The sequence below is a fragment of the Haloarcula sp. H-GB5 genome (assembly GCF_054850705.1).
This window is the reverse complement of record NZ_JBTWBG010000001.1, coordinates 575,691-591,873: the sequence shown is the minus strand read 5'-3', so window position 1 is coordinate 591,873 and position 16,183 is coordinate 575,691. Positions and strand designations below refer to the sequence as shown.

The 16,183-nt window shown below is 65.9% G+C and carries 19 protein-coding genes; 7 read left to right on the top strand and 12 right to left on the bottom strand.

From position 1 onward, the window contains the following. Window positions 1–52 precede the first annotated feature (52 nt). Window positions 53–565, bottom strand: coding sequence for a hypothetical protein (locus ACYJ11_RS03145; RefSeq protein WP_461646689.1), 513 nt, complete (start codon window positions 563–565; stop codon window positions 53–55). Between the two features lie 147 nt (window positions 566–712). Between ACYJ11_RS03145 and ACYJ11_RS03140 the strand changes: the two genes are divergently transcribed. The 3 genes from ACYJ11_RS03140 to ACYJ11_RS03130 all read left to right on the top strand — a co-directional run bounded on the left by ACYJ11_RS03140 (window position 713) and on the right by ACYJ11_RS03130 (window position 3,747). Next, complete coding sequence (locus ACYJ11_RS03140) at window positions 713–2,317, top strand: FAD-binding domain-containing protein (RefSeq protein WP_461646688.1); 1,605 nt, start codon at window positions 713–715, stop codon at window positions 2,315–2,317. Between the two features lie 68 nt (window positions 2,318–2,385). Further along, the gene (locus ACYJ11_RS03135) at window positions 2,386–3,201 is read left to right on the top strand and encodes a helix-turn-helix transcriptional regulator (RefSeq protein WP_461646687.1); all 816 of its coding nucleotides are present in this window, start codon (window positions 2,386–2,388) and stop codon (window positions 3,199–3,201) included. Window positions 3,202–3,513: 312 nt separating this feature from the next. Next, a complete protein-coding gene (locus ACYJ11_RS03130) occupies window positions 3,514–3,747 on the top strand; it encodes an HTH domain-containing protein (protein ID WP_008308192.1) in 234 nt (77 codons plus the stop codon). A gap of 204 nt (window positions 3,748–3,951) precedes the next feature. On the opposite strand, the gene ACYJ11_RS03125 is transcribed toward ACYJ11_RS03130, so the two are convergent. From ACYJ11_RS03125 to ACYJ11_RS03115, 3 genes are read right to left on the bottom strand one after another with little or no spacing between them, the layout of a single operon-like run. After that, complete coding sequence (locus tag ACYJ11_RS03125; protein WP_461646686.1) at window positions 3,952–4,509, bottom strand: hypothetical protein; 558 nt, start codon at window positions 4,507–4,509, stop codon at window positions 3,952–3,954. Continuing rightward, complete coding sequence (locus ACYJ11_RS03120; protein ID WP_461646685.1) at window positions 4,506–5,273, bottom strand: nucleotide-binding protein; 768 nt, start codon at window positions 5,271–5,273, stop codon at window positions 4,506–4,508. Before ACYJ11_RS03120 ends, ACYJ11_RS03125 begins: the two co-directional genes overlap by 4 nt. Window positions 5,274–5,333: 60 nt before the next feature. Continuing rightward, window positions 5,334–6,812, bottom strand: a complete 1,479-nt coding sequence (locus ACYJ11_RS03115; RefSeq protein WP_461646684.1) for a cobyric acid synthase — start codon at window positions 6,810–6,812, stop codon at window positions 5,334–5,336. Between the two features lie 75 nt (window positions 6,813–6,887). On the opposite strand from ACYJ11_RS03115, the gene ACYJ11_RS03110 reads away from it, so the two are divergent. Then, window positions 6,888–7,157: a hypothetical protein gene (locus tag ACYJ11_RS03110; protein ID WP_188974674.1), complete on the top strand. Its 270-nt coding sequence runs from the start codon at window positions 6,888–6,890 to the stop codon at window positions 7,155–7,157. A 20-nt stretch (window positions 7,158–7,177) separates the two neighbouring features. On the opposite strand, the gene ACYJ11_RS03105 is transcribed toward ACYJ11_RS03110, so the two are convergent. From ACYJ11_RS03105 to ACYJ11_RS03075, 7 genes are all read right to left on the bottom strand, one after another. Continuing rightward, window positions 7,178–7,828 carry a cob(I)yrinic acid a,c-diamide adenosyltransferase gene (locus ACYJ11_RS03105; RefSeq protein WP_461646683.1) on the bottom strand — a complete coding sequence of 217 codons (651 nt, stop codon included), beginning with the start codon at window positions 7,826–7,828 and terminating at the stop codon, window positions 7,178–7,180. 69 nt (window positions 7,829–7,897) lie between these two features. Next, the gene (locus ACYJ11_RS03100; protein WP_461646682.1) at window positions 7,898–8,614 is read right to left on the bottom strand and encodes an adenosylcobinamide amidohydrolase; all 717 of its coding nucleotides are present in this window, start codon (window positions 8,612–8,614) and stop codon (window positions 7,898–7,900) included. Beyond that, window positions 8,607–9,665 (bottom strand): threonine-phosphate decarboxylase, encoded by a 1,059-nt coding sequence (locus ACYJ11_RS03095; protein WP_461646681.1) that lies wholly within the window; start codon window positions 9,663–9,665, stop codon window positions 8,607–8,609. The genes ACYJ11_RS03100 and ACYJ11_RS03095 overlap by 8 nt, the downstream gene beginning before the upstream one ends. Before the next feature lie 56 nt (window positions 9,666–9,721). Beyond that, complete coding sequence (locus tag ACYJ11_RS03090) at window positions 9,722–10,261, bottom strand: NTP transferase domain-containing protein (protein WP_461647365.1); 540 nt, start codon at window positions 10,259–10,261, stop codon at window positions 9,722–9,724. Beyond that, window positions 10,261–11,064 (bottom strand): adenosylcobinamide-GDP ribazoletransferase, encoded by an 804-nt coding sequence (gene cobS / locus ACYJ11_RS03085; protein ID WP_461646680.1) that lies wholly within the window; start codon window positions 11,062–11,064, stop codon window positions 10,261–10,263. The genes ACYJ11_RS03090 and cobS overlap by 1 nt, the downstream gene beginning before the upstream one ends. Next, complete coding sequence (locus ACYJ11_RS03080; RefSeq protein ID WP_461646679.1) at window positions 11,055–11,978, bottom strand: CobD/CbiB family cobalamin biosynthesis protein; 924 nt, start codon at window positions 11,976–11,978, stop codon at window positions 11,055–11,057. The genes cobS and ACYJ11_RS03080 overlap by 10 nt, the downstream gene beginning before the upstream one ends. After that, entirely contained in the window at window positions 11,972–12,610 is a 639-nt protein-coding gene (locus ACYJ11_RS03075) for an HAD family hydrolase (protein ID WP_461646678.1), read from the bottom strand. Before ACYJ11_RS03075 ends, ACYJ11_RS03080 begins: the two co-directional genes overlap by 7 nt. 198 nt (window positions 12,611–12,808) lie before the next feature. Here ACYJ11_RS03075 and ACYJ11_RS03070 point away from each other — a divergent pair, with 198 nt between their 5' ends. Next, window positions 12,809–13,189 carry a translation initiation factor IF-5A gene (locus ACYJ11_RS03070; protein ID WP_004515075.1) on the top strand — a complete coding sequence of 127 codons (381 nt, stop codon included), beginning with the start codon at window positions 12,809–12,811 and terminating at the stop codon, window positions 13,187–13,189. 2 nt (window positions 13,190–13,191) lie between these two features. Continuing rightward, window positions 13,192–13,995, top strand: a complete 804-nt coding sequence (gene speB / locus ACYJ11_RS03065; RefSeq protein ID WP_461646677.1) for an agmatinase — start codon at window positions 13,192–13,194, stop codon at window positions 13,993–13,995. Window positions 13,996–14,030: 35 nt separating this feature from the next. On the opposite strand, the gene ACYJ11_RS03060 is transcribed toward speB, so the two are convergent. Beyond that, a complete protein-coding gene (locus ACYJ11_RS03060) occupies window positions 14,031–15,056 on the bottom strand; it encodes an amidohydrolase family protein (protein WP_461646676.1) in 1,026 nt (341 codons plus the stop codon). Between the two features lie 107 nt (window positions 15,057–15,163). Here ACYJ11_RS03060 and ACYJ11_RS03055 point away from each other — a divergent pair, with 107 nt between their 5' ends. Beyond that, window positions 15,164–16,135, top strand: coding sequence for an alpha/beta fold hydrolase (locus ACYJ11_RS03055; RefSeq protein WP_461646675.1), 972 nt, complete (start codon window positions 15,164–15,166; stop codon window positions 16,133–16,135). Window positions 16,136–16,183 lie beyond the last annotated feature (48 nt).

The following is a 16,183-nucleotide window of genomic DNA, read 5'->3' as shown; positions in this document are numbered from 1 at the left end:
TAAAACAAAAGCTACCTCTCCCGGCGCAAATCAGGAGACTGTCCGTAGTATGTTACTCCGTTTCACCCGGCGTTTCGGTTCGAACCTGTGACCGAATCTGTTCGAACGTCGCTTGCGAGAGGATGCCGGTGACACTTTCGATGGAAAGGGTATCGATGAGGCCGGCCGGCGGGCCAGTGACCAACAGCGCACCCGCCTGTGAAACGGAATCGTCGACAGTGAGGCCGAGTTCAGATGTCGCACGCTCTTCGAATGAATTGATTGCGTCCTCAGCAAGGTTCTCCTGTGCGGTGCGGTACTCTGCCTGCGCCTCGCTCTGTGTGAGGTTCCCCGCCTGGAGTTCGGACTGGATCTCCTGTTGTCGTTCCCGCAACTGGGTCTGGTCCGGTTCAACCACGACTGTCACCGTTGCAGGCTCCCCGTCCGCGCTCTGGCTTTGCGACCCTGTTCCCGTGTTCGTTCCGTCGCTGTCGCCTCCCTGAAGGGCGTTACAGCCAGCGAGCGACACTGTCGCGCTCGTTCCGGCGAGTTCCATGAAGCGGCGGCGTGTAGACTCGAATTCCATTATCGACTAGCGCGGGTCCCGCGGTGTAACCCTTCTGGTAGCCGACCGCGGCTCCCTCCAGTCCCTGCGGTCGCTCTCCCGAACACTGTGGCTTCGAGAGACGAAAGACAGTGGTGCCTGTGGTCCAATGCTGAATTAATAACGCGTATGGCGGGACTGGAGCCGGGGAGCACGCTGGAGACACCACGGCAAGACGCGATTCCGACGCTTGCCGACGACGAGGCTGGGACGGTCGTCTGGCACCGTGAACACCTTCGGATTCGTGACCAGGCTGCAGTAGCGAGGGCTGCAACGTCCGAGTACGTGCTCCCGCTGTTCGTGTTCGATCCGGCGTTCTACGGCGCGGACGGCCTCGCCTGTGACAGCCGCATCCGGTTCCTGCACGACTGTCTGGTCGACCTCTCAGACCAGTACCACACCGCCACTGGTCGCGGGCTCACCTACGCACATGGGGACCCGGTGGCCGTACTGAGGCGGTTCCGCGAGGCCGGCTGGGATATCGTTACGATGGCCGTTCCCACTGGACGCTATGGCCAAGAACGGGACCGTCGGGTGCAGGAACAGTGCGGTGTGACATTCATCGACGGCGACGGGCTGGTCCGCGACCGAGCGGAGACCCGCGATGGGTGGCAGGACGACGTGTCGGCGTGGTTCTCCGCCGACCAGTACGACTGGAACCCGAGCACTGTCACCTCACGGAGCTTCGACAGCGGTATCGACATCGGCGTGATCGAGGACCACTACGATGTCACGCCGTCGAAGTCCGACGTTCCCCGCGGTGGGACCGGGCCAGCACGCGAACGGCTGTCAGCGTTCGCCGAGCGGATCGACGACTATCCGGGGAACATCTCTGCGCCGACGGACGCGCGAGACGGGACCAGCGGACTCTCGCCGTATCTCGCCTTTGGCTGTCTCTCCGTGCGACAGGTCATCCAGTACATCGACGAGCACGCGCCCGATGGTCGAGGCAAAGAGATGTTCGTCTCGCGGTTGTTCTGGAACAAACACTACGAGCAGAAGCTCGAAGACTGGCCCGGCTGGCTCAATACGGCAGTGAATCCGGTGTTGAAGGGGTTTAACGCGGAGCAATACGACCCCGATCTGGTGGCCGCTTGGAAGCATGGACAGACCGGGTTCCCGATGGTCGATGCCTCAATGCGGTGTCTCAAACAGACGGGCTGGCTCAACTTCCGGATGCGGGCGATGTGTGCCTCGGTCTACTACCACCTCCTCCAGCAGCCCTGGCTGATCGGCGCGGACTGGTTCTATCACCACCTCATCGACGCTTCTGCGGCGATCAACTACACGCAGTGGCAGTCCCAGTGCGGACTGATAGGCAAGCCGGCCCTTCGGCTGTATAACCCCCGCAAGCAGGTCCGCGATCAGGACCCGAACGGCGAGTTCATCCGCAAGTGGGTACCCGAACTCGATTCGCTCCCCGACGAGTACCTCGACCAGCCCGAGCAGACACCGGTCCACGTGCAGGCGTCCTGTGGTGTCGACATCGGTGAGGATTATCCGCACCCGGTCGTTGACTACGACGCGGCCCGACAGGCGTTCCAAAGGCGATACGAGGCAGTGCGTGCCGACGCAGCCGACGCCCTGCGCGACTCGACGATTGCACGTCGCGCCTCGTTCTCTGGTGGCCGCGACGCCGCTGCACGTATCGCCGCGGAATACGGGACGGATGCCTCGAACGGCGAAGAAGACGGCGGGACCCAGACCAGTCTCGACTCGTTCGGCGACGAGTAGCTTCAGCACTCGGTCAGTGTTGCCACACGCCAAAGAGGCTAAGACAGTCGCCAACCCACACGTGTACAATGGCGGAGGGTCCGGACGATACCGTTTTCAAGGACTGCCAGTTCCTTACTGGGTCACCACAGCGGTTCGCGGTGTTGGCCCAGCTCCGGGAGCGGCCGGCACGGCCAACCGATTTGTGTGATACGGTAGATGCGACCCGAACCACAATCCAGCGGATACTCGCGGGCTGCTCTGAGCGCCAGTGGGTCGTCAAACGGGACGGTGAGTACCGGCTCACGGTGACTGGTCAGCGGGTGTTAGACCAGTACACGGCACTCATGAGCGAGGTCGAACGAGCTCGGGCGGTCGGCCCGCTGGCCGTCCATCTCGGTTCTATGGCGGCGGACCTCCCGGCGGAGCTGTTAGACCCCGATTGTCTCACGACGAGCTCCGAACAGAACCCGCTGGCCGCGATTGATCGGTTCACGGACTGGTTGCACGAGGTCGACGGCGACGTTCGGGCCATCTCGCCCATCGTTACATCGGTGTTCAACGATGTCGCGGTGGATCTGCTCGAAACGGGGACGCATATCGAATTCATCATCGACCACGGCGTACTCGAACGGTCCGCGTCCGATTTCTCGGACGCACTGGAGCGAGGCGTCGAACACGAGAACATCGATACGTACGTCCACGATACGCCACTCGATATCGGCCTCGCGCTGGACCGCTCACGGGTCTGTCTGGCGGCCTACGACGACCGGAACAACGTCCGGGCAATAGCCGAATCTGATGCCAAAGCGGTCTATAACTGGGCTGAGACAGTGTTCGACCGATACAGAGCGCGGTCACAGCCGCTTGAATCCGTCCTGTCGGTGCAGGAAAACAAGCAGTAATCCAGTCGCTCACGGATGGAGTCCGGTGTGGAAGGGCCGAAGGGAGCACTGGTCGGCGCGCCAGCACCCACTGGAGGGCGGGATTGCGTATCCCCGGAACATGCTATAGCCGGTGGGTGCCTATACTTATTCGCTGTAACTGTTTCGGGATATAACACATGTTACAGGGGCTGTAACAACTGCGGAAATTCGTGCCAGTCTGACCCGACATCCGGGATCGTTTTGTGACAACAACCGGCTATGTTTCTATAATTTCATCCAGAATGAAATAATAGCCGACAGTATAAGTGTGTGGCAATCGTTGACAGAAGTATGTCTCCGCCTGGACGAGAGATCCAGTACACTGAATCGGACGTTATCGAGGTGTTCAGACACCGGAACGATTACGCGGAGCCACTCACGGCGTCGGAGGTGGCGGACAGACTCGGCTGTTCGCGCCGGACTGCGCTGAATAAACTCCACGACCTCGAATCAGAGACGGATATCACGAGCAAGAAAGTCGGGGGCCGGTCGCGGGTGTGGTGGATCCCAGTCCGAGCAGACTGATCTCGATTGGTGTAGATTACTTGCAGATAATGTCGATCTCGGGGCCTACGCATAGCGGTATCTTGCGACAGCAATACCGACGAGCCGTCATGGACTCCGTTTCGGGGTGAAACCGGGGCCGTGTCGCGATGTACACACTGAAGACCTGTCGCGAAGCAGACCGATAGCGGCAGTAGTGTATCGAATTCTCTCTAAGCAAAGCCGTCAGAAATCCCACTCTTGTGCGCGTTCGCGGGCCTCTGAGCGTGCCTGCTGCTTGATGGCCTCGATTTTCTCGGCGTCGTCGAGGAACGCTTCGACGGCACTCTGGTCGGCGGTTCCGTCCTCGGGTGCTGTCGTGTCGCCGTCGCCCATCGCTGACAGCCGCTTGTCGGGGGCCGCCCGTCGCGTACTATCGGCCAGCGCCGGGTCGCCGCCCAGCCGTTCGGCGGGCATTCCGGGCGGGACTCGGAGGTCGGCTGCTTCGTGTGCCGATTCGAGGTCGGTGGCGTCGAGCGTGTACAGCGAGACGTGGTACGGCCCGGGGACGGCGAGGTCTGCAAGCGCCGGCGGACCACCGCGGTCTGTCCCGGTGTGATAGACCAGCACGGGGACGCCGTCAGTGAACGTCATGACCCCCCGCCCCTCGCCATCGAGGAGGAGCGTCTCCTGGGACTCGAAGACGGCGTAGCCGGTCAGTTCGCGGTCGAGTACGTCGGCAAGCGTGTCTCGCGGATCCGTGACGACGCGGGATTTGTCGAGTCGGCCGCGGGGCAGTTTCATAGTGACTCGGGGATGACGGCGCTCTGGAACCGATCGGCGGCGTCGGCGGCTGCCCCATCCCGCACGGTGAGCGATTCGGCGGCCGCTCGGTAGGCCGTCGCCGCCTCGCATTCGGGAGCGTGGGCAAGCAGCGGTCGGCCGGCACGCCGTGCCTCACGGGCCCGCTCGCTTTCGGGGACCACGGCCAGCGTCGGCCCGTCGAAGTACCGCTCGGTCTTCTCCGAGACCTGCTCGATGGATTCGGACTCGCGGACCTTGTTGAACAGGAGTCCGGCTACGTCCGTGTCGTAGGTCGTCGCGTACTCCTGGACCTTTAGCCCGTCCGAGATAGCAGGAATCGTCGGTTGAAGGACGACGACGATGCGGTCGGCCAGCACGATTGGGAGGACGGCAGTTCGGCTGTCCAGCGCCGGCGGCGAGTCCAGCAGGATGATGTCCGTGTCTTCCGCAAGCGCCGCAACCACGTCTCGAAGCCGGTCCGGGTCGGCGTCCCTGAAGCCGTCGAGGCTCGTGCCACAGGGAACGACGGTCAGACCGAACCGGTCATACGTAGCCGCCTCGACGGGTGCCTCGTCGGCCAGCACGTCGTGCAGCGTCGTCTCGGCGTCGGAGAGGCCGGCGTGAAAGAGGAGGTTCGCCATGCCCGTGTCGGCGTCGACAACTGTCACGTCGTAGCGGTCGGACAGCGCCATCCCGAGGGCGACGGTGCTCGTCGTCTTGCCAGTCCCACCCTTCCCACTGGCGACCGCGAACACTTCGACCATTGGGGAATATTGCGGGCTAGCTATATATAAATTTCCGGAAGTTGAAGTAGTATCAAACACTCACCGATCAGGCAGTCCGAGCGGTCCCAGGTCGACGTGATCGTCGATGAGCCCGGCCGCTCGTTCGTACGGGTCGCCGTCGGCTCGCTCGGTTGCGGCTGGAAGGTCCATACCAGCACTTTCGAACGCATTTCTCACGAGGGCATTTATGGCAGTGTCGTTGACAAAGAGGTCGTGGAGGTACGTTCCCAGAACGCTGTCGGTCGCCGCTCCGTCACTGTCGAAGGGGCGGGCTGCCTCGCCGGTCAGTGTTGAGTCGCCCATGTGAATCTCGTAGCCCTCGACGGTCCCGCTCGCCCCGGAGAGCGGTCCGACACCGTCGAGGGCCCGTTCGACGTGTTCGACTGTCTTCGATTCGCTGAACGCCGTCGTCACCGGGAGCAAGCCAAGCCCCTCGATCTGGTCCGCGTCGCCGGTCCCTTCGACTGCAGCGTTCGTGATTTCCTCGCCGAGCATCTGGTAACCGCCACAGAGGCCGACGATGGGACCGTCGAACGCCCGCAGTCGGTCACCGAATCCAGCGTTGGTGAGTTCCTGTAGGTCGTCGACCGTGTTCTTGCTCCCCGGCAGGACCACCGCGTCGGCGTCGGCGAGGGCGGCATCGGGCGGAATGTACGCGACCCTGACGCCGGGTTCGCGGGCGAGTGGCTGAAGGTCGGTGAAGTTCGAGATTCGCGGGAGCCGCGGGACCGCGACGGTGATGCTCTCCTCATCGGGTACACCGTCATCGTCGCCGACGACGGACCGCTCGCCGACCGGCGGCAGCGCAACGCTGTCCTCCTCGGGGAGGCCCGGGTCGTCGTAGGGAATCACGCCGAGAACTGGGACGCCAGTTCGGTCCTCAAACTCGTCGATACCCGGCTCCAGCAGTGAGCGGTCGCCGCGGAACTTCGTGATGACCGCGCCGGCCACCTGTCCCCGGATGTCATTGGGAACGAGTTCGAGCGTCCCGACGAGCGAGGCGAACACGCCGCCGCGCTCGATATCTGCGACGAGTAAGATGTCGGCGTCGGCGAAGCGCGCCGTCTCAACATTCGCCAGGTCGCGGTCGTGCAGATTGATTTCGGCGATAGAGCCCGCGCCCTCAGCGACAATCACGTTGTGGGACTGCGCGAGTCGGTTGTGGGCCGCGCGGGCCGTGTCCAGCGCGTCACCCCAGTGCTCGTCGTAGTAGCCCCGGGCCTCGAAGTGGCCGACGGCCTCGCCGTCCAGAATGAGCTGTGATTCGCCGTCGCCCCGCGGTTTCAGCAGCACTGGATTGTGGTCGGTCGACGGCGCGACACCGGCCGCGCGGGCCTGCACGTACTGTGAGACACCGACTTCGCCGCCCGGTGTCGCCCGGGCGTTGTTGCTCATGTTCTGAGCCTTGAACGGCGCGACCGAGACGCCACAGTCGGCCAGATAGCGGCAGAGCCCGGCCGCAACGGTCGACTTGCCGACGTGGCTGGCCGTCCCGGCGACCAGCAGCGTATGAGCCATCGAGCAGTGCTGGGGCCGCCGCGAACATCAGTGATTCGGCAGAGGTTCTTTCTCCCGGCCTTCCGAGTTCCCTCTGTGACAGACGAACGGCTACAGGCGTTGCACAGACACCTCGCCGAAACCGGGGAGCGGCCGGTCGAACGAACGGCCAGCCGCTGGCTCGGGGAGGCGGAAGCCGTCGCCGCCGACATTGCTGACGGTGAACTCCCCGAAGACGTGCTGGCCGAGCGGCTGACGACCATCGACCACATTCTGTCACACGTCGACAGCACCGACGACGCCATCGCAGACAACCACGTTGAAGCGGCCCGCGAGATCGTCGACGATCTACTGGACGAACGGTAGCGCTGTTCGGGATACTGCGTTCAGAACTCCGTCCCCTTCCGCGCGCCCTGGCCGGCGTCGATGGGGTGTTTCTCCTTGCTGACCTCGGTGATGAGGTCCGCGTGGTCAGTCAGGAACTCGGGCCGCTCGTGGCCACCCGTGAGAACGAGTTCGAGGTCCTCGGGCTTGGACTCGATAAGCCCGAGAACGTCCTCGGGATCGACGAGCCCGCGGTTCGCAGCGTAGAGAATCTCGTCGAAGACGAGCATGTTGACACCGTCTTCCGGCGGGCCGTCGGCGTCTCGCGGCATCGAGAGGTCGGCGTCAGCGCTGGCCTGTACGAGCTCCCGAGCGCGGTCGAGCGCCCCCTTGGCGCGGGCCTCGTGCTCGTCGTCCTCGCTCCCGTCGAGGAAGCCGTGCCAGCCGTAGTGGCCGGCGTTCTCGTAGGAAAATCCCGGCAGGGCGGCGATAGCGTTGTACTCACCGCGGACATCCTCGACGGTGCTGGTCCCGCCTTTCATGAACTGCAGGAGGTGGACGCGGTAGCCGTGACCGACGGCGCGGGTCGCCATCCCCAGCGCCGCCGTCGTCTTGCCCTTGCCGTCGCCCCACCAGACCTGCACCAGTCCGAACTCTTCGGGCGCGCTCGGCTCGATGGGTTCGGCGGTTGGGCCGGCCGTGTTGTCGGTCATGCCCGTCTGTTCGGCCGGATTCTGTTTAGCCGTTTGGACTGCGGGACTGTCGTATGACACACTGTCCTTTCACGGCTCGAAGACCTCGGTATCCCGGTCGGTAACGACGCCATACTCCGCGTTTTCGACAGTCGGCAGGGCGTCGCCCCCGTAGCGGGCGGCCAGACTCGCTCTGATAGCATCGCGGACACAGACGCGGGTAGCGGCCCCGATTTCGGTCGCACTCCCGGCGAAAGACGCGCGCTCAGCGCTCGGGACACAGCCGACGATGGCCGCGTCCGATGTGGTTCCGGGGACGCCCGCCGCGTCCAGCAGCGTCGCAGCTTTCGCCTCGACGGCGGTGGCGAGTAGCGTCGCCAGCGCGCCCTCGTCCAGCGCGCGGTCGACGCCGACGACGAGATTGACCGTGCCGGGCCGCCAGTCGGGGCTGTCCGCCGTATTCGACGCAGTCCCGTCGGAGCCGTCGGCTGTCTCCGCTGCCGACATCGGCAACGCGGCGGGGTTCGAGAGGCCAGCTGTTGCCAGCACCGACACCGGTCCGCTCCGGGCACAGCGGGCGTGCTCCATGTGGACGCCCGTGAGTAGCGCCGGGCCAAGGGGGAAATCGGCCCCGGACAGCCGCTCGGTGCGGTAGGCGTCGAGGTCGGTCCGCTCAAACCCCTCAGGGACGGTGACGTTGTAGACGGCGTCCACGGTCCGGTAGCCGCCGTCCCACGCCGTCGAGAGCCAGCGGGCTCCTTCACGGCGAAGCTGACAGACGCCATCCCGAACGGTCGTCTCAAACATCCAGCGCGTCCAGCAGCCGGTCGTCTTCTTCGGGTGCTCTGACAGCGACGCGGATGTGCGAGTCCAGCCCGCGGAACGTCCGGGCGTCCCGGAGCGCGATACCAGCCTCGCGGGCCGAGGCGAGGATGTCGTCGACGGACTCGTCGGCCTCGCTGACTGACAGCAACAGGAACGGCGCATCGGAGGGGAACACGTCGAAGCGGTCGCCGAGGCGCTCCCGCATCCGCGCTCGCTCGTCGGCGACACGGGCTTTCGTCTCCGTGACGAACTCCGCTTGCCCGTAGCAGTGTGCCCCAACCGCCGCTGCAGCGGCGCTCATCGACCAGGCGCGTCGCGCGGTCGCGAGTCGATCCCCGGCGTCACCGGTCCCGACGGCATAGCCCATCCGGATGCCGGGAAGGCCAAACAGCTTCGTCAGCGAGCGCGCGACGATGACGCTCTCGCGGCCCGCCAGTGACTGCTCGTCAGTGAACCCGAGAAAGGCTTCGTCGACCAAGAGGGTCGTCCCGGCTTCGCGACAGTCATCGGCGAAGGTCCGTAGCGCTGCCGGGTTCGCTGTCTCCCCAGTCGGATTGTTCGGGTTGCAGACGATGGCGAGCGCGTGACTGTCCGGGTCGGCGGCCAGCAGTTCGTCGTGCGGGACGAACTCCGGCGTTCCGCCCTGGAGACGGACCTCGCGGGCGTACTCGCCGAAACTGGGATACGGGACGAGGACGCTATCGCCCGCCCGAACCGTCGTCTGGATCGCGAGGCGTATGGCTTCGAGGCCGCCGGCCGTGGGGACCACCTGCGCCGGGTCGCAGTCGACGAAGGACGCCGCGGCCTCGCGGAACGCGGGGTAGTCGTCCGCCGGATACGAGCGGGCGCCCTCGAACGCCGCCCGGTACGCCTTCTGTGCGCCCGGTGGGACCCGGGGGTTCGTGTTCGCGCTGAAATCCAGTAGGTCCGGATCGTCGCTGCTGCCGTGTGGCACGCGCCCGTCCGGACCGATGGCGTCCCCGGCACCGTCGCCGCCACTCGCCCGCAAGCCCTCCACCGAATCAGGGTCCATTGACGGGTGCTACGGCGGGCGGTATGGAGAAAGTTTCGCGCGGCCGGTGTCTGTGGTTACAGCCACTGTCCTGCCACGCGTGCGTCAGCGAGCGTGTTGACGTTGACCGCGACGCGTCGGTCCCGCGTGAGCCAGGTGTCGTCGGAGCCGTCGCCGACGACGTTGACGCCCGTCGGCGCGACTTCCCGGTCGCCGTCCTCAAACGTCGTGTCGTCGCTGACGCCGAGATTGCGCTTCAGCGAGGCCGGGACCAGAACCGATAGCGAACCCCCGCTGTGCTCGTCCAGCACGCGGTCGACTACCTCGCCATCGAGCAACGGCAGGTCGGCGGCGACGGTCAGCACCGGCCGGGAGAGTCTGTCATCAGCCAGCGCTGCGTCGAGGTCCGCGACGTACCCTTCACCCGGCGACTCGATGCAGGGAACGTCCAGATGCGACCCCGTATCCGGCGCGTTCGGCGACGTTGCGGCGATAATTCGCTCGGCGGAACTATTTTTGAGTGCACCGACGACACGGTCGACCATCGGCACGCCGCCGATTCGAAAGAGCGGTTTCTCGACCTCAGTGTCGAGTCGCGTCCCGCGACCGCCACACATCACGAGAGCGTCCACGCGAGCACCCCCCAGTCGACGAGCGGTATCGACCAGACGCTACCGAACAGCGACCACGCGGCGACGCCGGCGTGGAGCGCAATGGCGCGGGTGAGTTCGTTGGCCGCACCGAACGCGTCGCCGCTGACGCCGCCTAATCGGCGGTCGGCCCAGCGTGAGAGGCCAAGCGCCAGCAGCGGGCCGGTGAGAACTGCGACGATGGTTGCCGGAACGGCGATCACAGCAGCCGGGAGCGCGACGGCGAGCGAGCCGACGAGGTGGCGCGGGCCGTTCCCGTCGATGACCGTCGAACCGAACCCCTCGTGGCTCGGGCGGCCGACGCAGGCCAATGTCGCCATCGCGAGTTTCGCTCCCACCTCCGCGGCGAGGGCCAGCGAAACGGCGACTAGCGGTGGAAGTCCGGCAACAGCCACCGTGGCCAGCGCCAGCGCGAGGAGGACGGTCCCTAGCGCGAGGACGGCCCCGACGCCGATAGTCGTGTCCTGCATCACGTCGCGGCGCTCCGCCGGGTCGCCGTGGACGACGGCGGCGTCCCCGAGGTCCGCGAGCCCGTCGGCGTGGTTGACGCCGGTGACGAGGACGACGCTCCCGAGATACGCCGCGGCGATGACCGGGGCTGGGAGCAGGCCAGCGGCGAGAAACGGGAGCGCGACGAGGCCGCCGACGACGTAGCCGGCCAGCGGGAACGCCGCCGGCGTCGCGACAAAGGCATCCCACGCTTGTTCGCTGTGGCCGACCGGGAGCCGCGAGAGGAATCCCAGCGCCCCACGGACCGCGGTCAGAACCACGCGAGCACCCCCAGCCCGGCTAGCAGGTACGCCAGCACCCCGGCGACGCCCACCCGCGTCACGCTACGCTGTGCCGTCGCCACGTCGGGGAGTCCGCCCGCAGGGTTCAAGACGTACACGCCCGGCTTTTCGAGTCGAACGTCAAGCGCCGCGGCGGCCGTCCCCATCGGCCACCCGGAGTTCGGCGACGGGACGCCGTCCAGCCAGGCCCGGGCGCGGGCCACTGATTGAGGCGACCCGCAGGCGGTGGCGAGCAGGAGCGCGCTCACCCGTGCTGGGAGCCACATCACGGCGTCGTCGAGCCGTGCCGCAGGCGTTCCGATGCGTTTCGAGCGGTAGCCAAGCATCGAGTCCATCGTGTTGACGGCCTTGACCCACGCCGCTGCACCGGCAGCGGCGGGAAGGGGTGACAGGCCAACGCCCGCAGCGACGAGGCCGGCCACGACAAACGCGGCCAGCGACGCGACGAGGCCGTCGGCGAGGTTCTCGGACGCGCTCTCGACGGCCGCGCTCCGGACCTCGCCCGCAGACAGATCGCTCGCGTCTCGGCCAGCGAGTGCAAGGAGCCCGTCCCGAGCAGCTGTGAGGTCGGTGTCGGTGTCAGCGATGACACCCTGTGCAGTCGAAAGAAGACTTCGGAGGCTCGTGGTCAGGAACAGCGCGAGGCCGGCGAGTGCGACGGCGGCGAGGGGCGTGAGGCCGGCAGCGAGTGCGACGCCGCCACTGACGACGACAGCGACCCCGAGCGGCAACAGGGTTGCGGCGAGTGCACCGACGGTAAGCGGGTGGTCCCACTCGCGGTCGACCGTCCCGACGAGCCGTCCGAACCACGCGACGGGATGCAGGCGGGTCGGCGGCTCACCGATCACAAGTTCTAGTCCCCCGGCGATGGCCACGGCCAGCGCGCTCAGCACAGTTTTCCCTCGCGGAGTTGTTCGGCTATCGCCGGGAGCGAACGGTCCTCCAGCAGCATCGACTGCGCACCCACGCGGCCCGCGCCGCCGTCCGTCCGGGCGTCGTCACCGACGTGGACGAGGTCGGCAAGCGCCACGTCGAGTGCGTCGGCGGTCGACTCGAAGATATTTGGATGGGGTTTCCGCCAGCCACAGCCGACGCTGGTGACGACGGCGTCGAACGAGTGGTCGCTCCGGGCTTCGATAGCTGCTCGTTCCAGCGTTCGCTCGACCAGCCCTGGGACGCTGCAGTTCGAGCAGATAGCGACCGGGCCTTGCTGTGCTGCGGCGTCTACCGCGTCGATGGCCCCGTCGCGGACCGTGACTGGGCTGTCGAAGGCGTCGAGGACGGCCCCGGTCGCCGTCTCCTCCGTGACCTCGATTCCGCGGCTGGCAAGTGCCAGCCGAACGTGCTCGTCCAGCGGCGCTTCCCGGCCGCGGTCGTAGTCGCGATGGGCCGAGCGGTAGGCGTCCTCCCAGTCGTCCGGCACCCGAACCGACCGGGTCACAAGCGCCTCAGCAACGGCATCCCACGGCTCCGACGGCCGGTCTGCCGTGACGAGTGTCCCGAACAGGTCGAACGAGAGTGCCACACCTGTGTGGTTAGTGCAAACTCACTTGAACTGTGGGGGTAGGACGGAAACGGTCGCCGGACGCGGTGTTGCTGTCGGGACGTTCTGGGCGTGCGTGTCCCACACGCTACGCGAACCCAGCTATAGAGCGGGAGTCGCGACGGGTCTGGCTTGCGGCATTCCAAACCGTTTATACCCAAACAGGGGTAATCCGGCGGTATGGCAAGAGAGCAGACCGAAGTTCGAGAGCTCGACGAAGGTAGCTACGTCATGATCGAAGACACGCCGTGTAAGATCAACTCCTACAGCACGGCCAAGCCGGGCAAGCACGGCAGCGCCAAGGCCCGAATCGACGCCAAGGGCGTCTTCGACGGGAAAAAGCGCTCGCTGTCCCAGCCTGTCGACGCGAAGGTCTGGGTCCCGATCGTCAACCGGAAGCAGGGTCAGGTCGTCTCGACTGACGGCAACGACGCCCAGGTCATGGACCTCGACACCTACGACACGTTCACGATGCGCGTCCCCGAGGACATCGACCTCCAGCCTGACGACGAGATCGAGTACCTCCAGTACGAAGAGCAGCGCAAGATCACACGCTCGTAACGATGTTGCCCGGTGCGGGGGCCGACCGCGGGGCGGCCGACTACGCGCTCGTGGGCGCGCCGCTTGACGCGTCGACGTCGTTTCGCCCCGGGGCCCGGTTCGGACCGCGCCGCGTCCGCCAGTTCGGCCAGCAGTTCGACGACTACGACCACCGCACCGACCAGCACTTCACAGATTGTTCCGTCTACGACCACGGCGACATCGGTCCCACGGCCGACGTTGCCGAGTACCTCACTTTCCTCCAGGGCACCCTCTCGGATTTCGATAGCGAGGGGGCCGTCCCGCTCGTCGTCGGTGGCGAACACACCGTCTCCGTCGCTGGTGTGCGCGCGCTCGATCCGGATGTGTTCGTCTGTCTGGACGCGCATCTGGACCTGCGCGAGTCCTATGCCGGCGACGAGTACTCCCACGCGACAGTGACCCGCCACGCGCTCTCGGTGGCTGACGAGGCAATCGTGCTGGGCGCACGCACTGGCTCGGAAGCCGAATGGGACCGCGCGAACGAGGACGACGTGACCGTGGTTCCGCCGGAAGACGTAGCCGACTGGACGCCCGGGTTCGCCGACGAGCGAGTGTACCTCTCCGTCGATATCGACGCCGCCGATCCCGGGTTCGCGCCGGGGACCGGGACGCCGGAGCCGTTCGGTCTCGAACCACGCGAGCTGCACGACGTAGTCCAGACCGTCGCACCGCACGCCGTCGGCTTCGACGTTGTCGAGGTCAACGACCGCGACGACGGTCAGGCGGCGACGCTGGCCGCGAAACTCCTCCGGGCGTTCGTGTTCGCCCACGCAGACCAGCGCTAAGCCGGAATATATCCGGGTCCATTCCCGCCGTCCGTTCAGCAGATGACTCGGTCGATATCTAGCGGGGATGCCCGCCGGACAACTGCGTCAACCGGGTCTGCGACGGACGAGAGGTTGTCCGAGTCGCCATCGAGGACCAGTAGGGCGGCCCGGCGACCGGGTTCGATGACACCGCAGTCGAGACCAACCGCTTCGGCTCCAGCGGTCGTCGCCATCCGGAGCACCGTCCGCGAGGGGAGGTCGAACGTCTTCGCGGTGTACTCCATTTCACGGAACATCGATGGGGCATTCAACATCACGTTGTCCGTCCCGAGCGCGACGTCTGTGTACTCAAGCAGCGTCTCAATCGGTGGCCGGCCGACCCCGAGGACGCGATTCGCACGGGGACAGACCGCGATGGGGACGTTCTGGTCAGCTACCCGTTCGAGGTGCTCCGTCTCGGCATGGACCATGTGGACCAGCAGCTCCGGCTCCAGATCTAGTGCCGGGTTGATATCGGTGGCGTCCGGTTCGCCGGCGTGGATAGCGAACGGGGCTCCACGCTCCTCAGTGGCGGTCCGCCGGGCGGTGAAATCGTCGTCGTTCGCGCCGCTGGCACCGAATCCGTCAGCTATGTCAAGCACTTCGGAGTCGTCGCTCCCGAAGATGAAATCCTCGATATCGAGTCCCTCGGCGGCCTCACGTAGCGCCCGCGCCCCGTCTACGCCGAACTCCCGGAAGTCGAGAAACGCCGCGGTGCCGGTTCGCTGCATGAATCGAAGCGTGCGGTGCATCGCGGCAATCAGCGTCTCGTCGTCGGCCGCTGCGATCTGCTGGTGTTTCAGGCTGTCTGGTGGGACCACTGCTTCCTCCAGTCCAAGACCGACGGCCGCCTCCTTCGCAACCGAGTCTCCAACGTGCGTGTGGGCGTTGACGAACGCCGGCAGGACAATGCGGTTGTGGTCGCTTTCGTCGGCCGGCGTCTCCTCGATGGCCGTTATGTACCCGTCCTCGACGATAACGCTCCCGTGGATCGGTTCGAACGACCGCCCGGCAAGGATGGTGCCCTCGATTCGCTCCATGGGATAGCGAGGGAGCGGAGCTATATGTGTCTCATGGAGGCACAATCCGCTCTGTTCATCGCGTGGGCCACGGTACACTGATACGGCCGGCACTGGACAGTTCGCGTATGAGTATTGGTCCCACAGTTCCGGAGGGCCGCGCGCTGTCGCCGGACGATTGGCCCCATCCGGCCGAGCGTCGGTACGCGGACGCCCAGGCTCGCCTCGCCCACCACTACGACCTCGCCGTCGAGTCACGAGTGACAGAGACGGACGCTGCGGGTCGCGTTCACTATCTCGCTGGCGGGAACCCGGATGGGGACCCCGTCGTTCTCCTTCACGGCGTCGGTACACCGGCGGCGACGTGGCTCCCCCTGTTCCCGTCGCTCACCGACGAGTACCGCGTGTACGCTCCCGACCGGCCCGGGCTCGGCCTTTCTGCCGCGCCGAGCTATCGGGACCGGGACCTCCGCTCGTTTCTGGTCGCATACTTGCTGGAACTGCTCGACGACCTCGCTATCGACCGGCCCCACGTCGTCGGCAACTCCCACGGCGGCTTGCAGTCGTTCCTGCTCGCACTCGACCACGACCGCGTGGACCGACTGCAACTGGTCGGCGCACCGGGCGGCGTCTCGCGGGACCTCCCGCTCCTGTTTCGCCTGCTGACGGTTCGTGGCCTCAACCGCGTGTTGCTGTGGCTGCTCAGCCGTGGCGACCCAGTCGAAAACGCGAGGCAGTCGATGGAGCGGGTCAACGTCGTCGACACCGCAGCGATACCGAACGTGTTCTACGAACTGCTCGCCGCCGGCCAGGACCTACCCGGGCGGCCGGAGAGCCAGCAGTCGCTGGCGACCGCACAGGGCTCGTACGGCCGCGCCCACCCCCTCTTTGATATCCGAAACGAAATTGTGCGGATCGACCGCCCGACGCAGTTCATCTGGGGGACGGAGGATGCTTTCTACCCGCCAACTGTGGGCCGTCCCGTCGCCGAAAAGATGCCCACCGCCGAGTTTCACGAACTCCCGGGAGACGGCCATACGCCGTGGCTGGAGCCCGGTGACGACGTCGCAGAACTGGTTCGGGCGTTCTTCGATGAATGAGTGTTTTCACTGTAATGCACCGTAAACGCCGGCTCAGCTCCGTTCTGT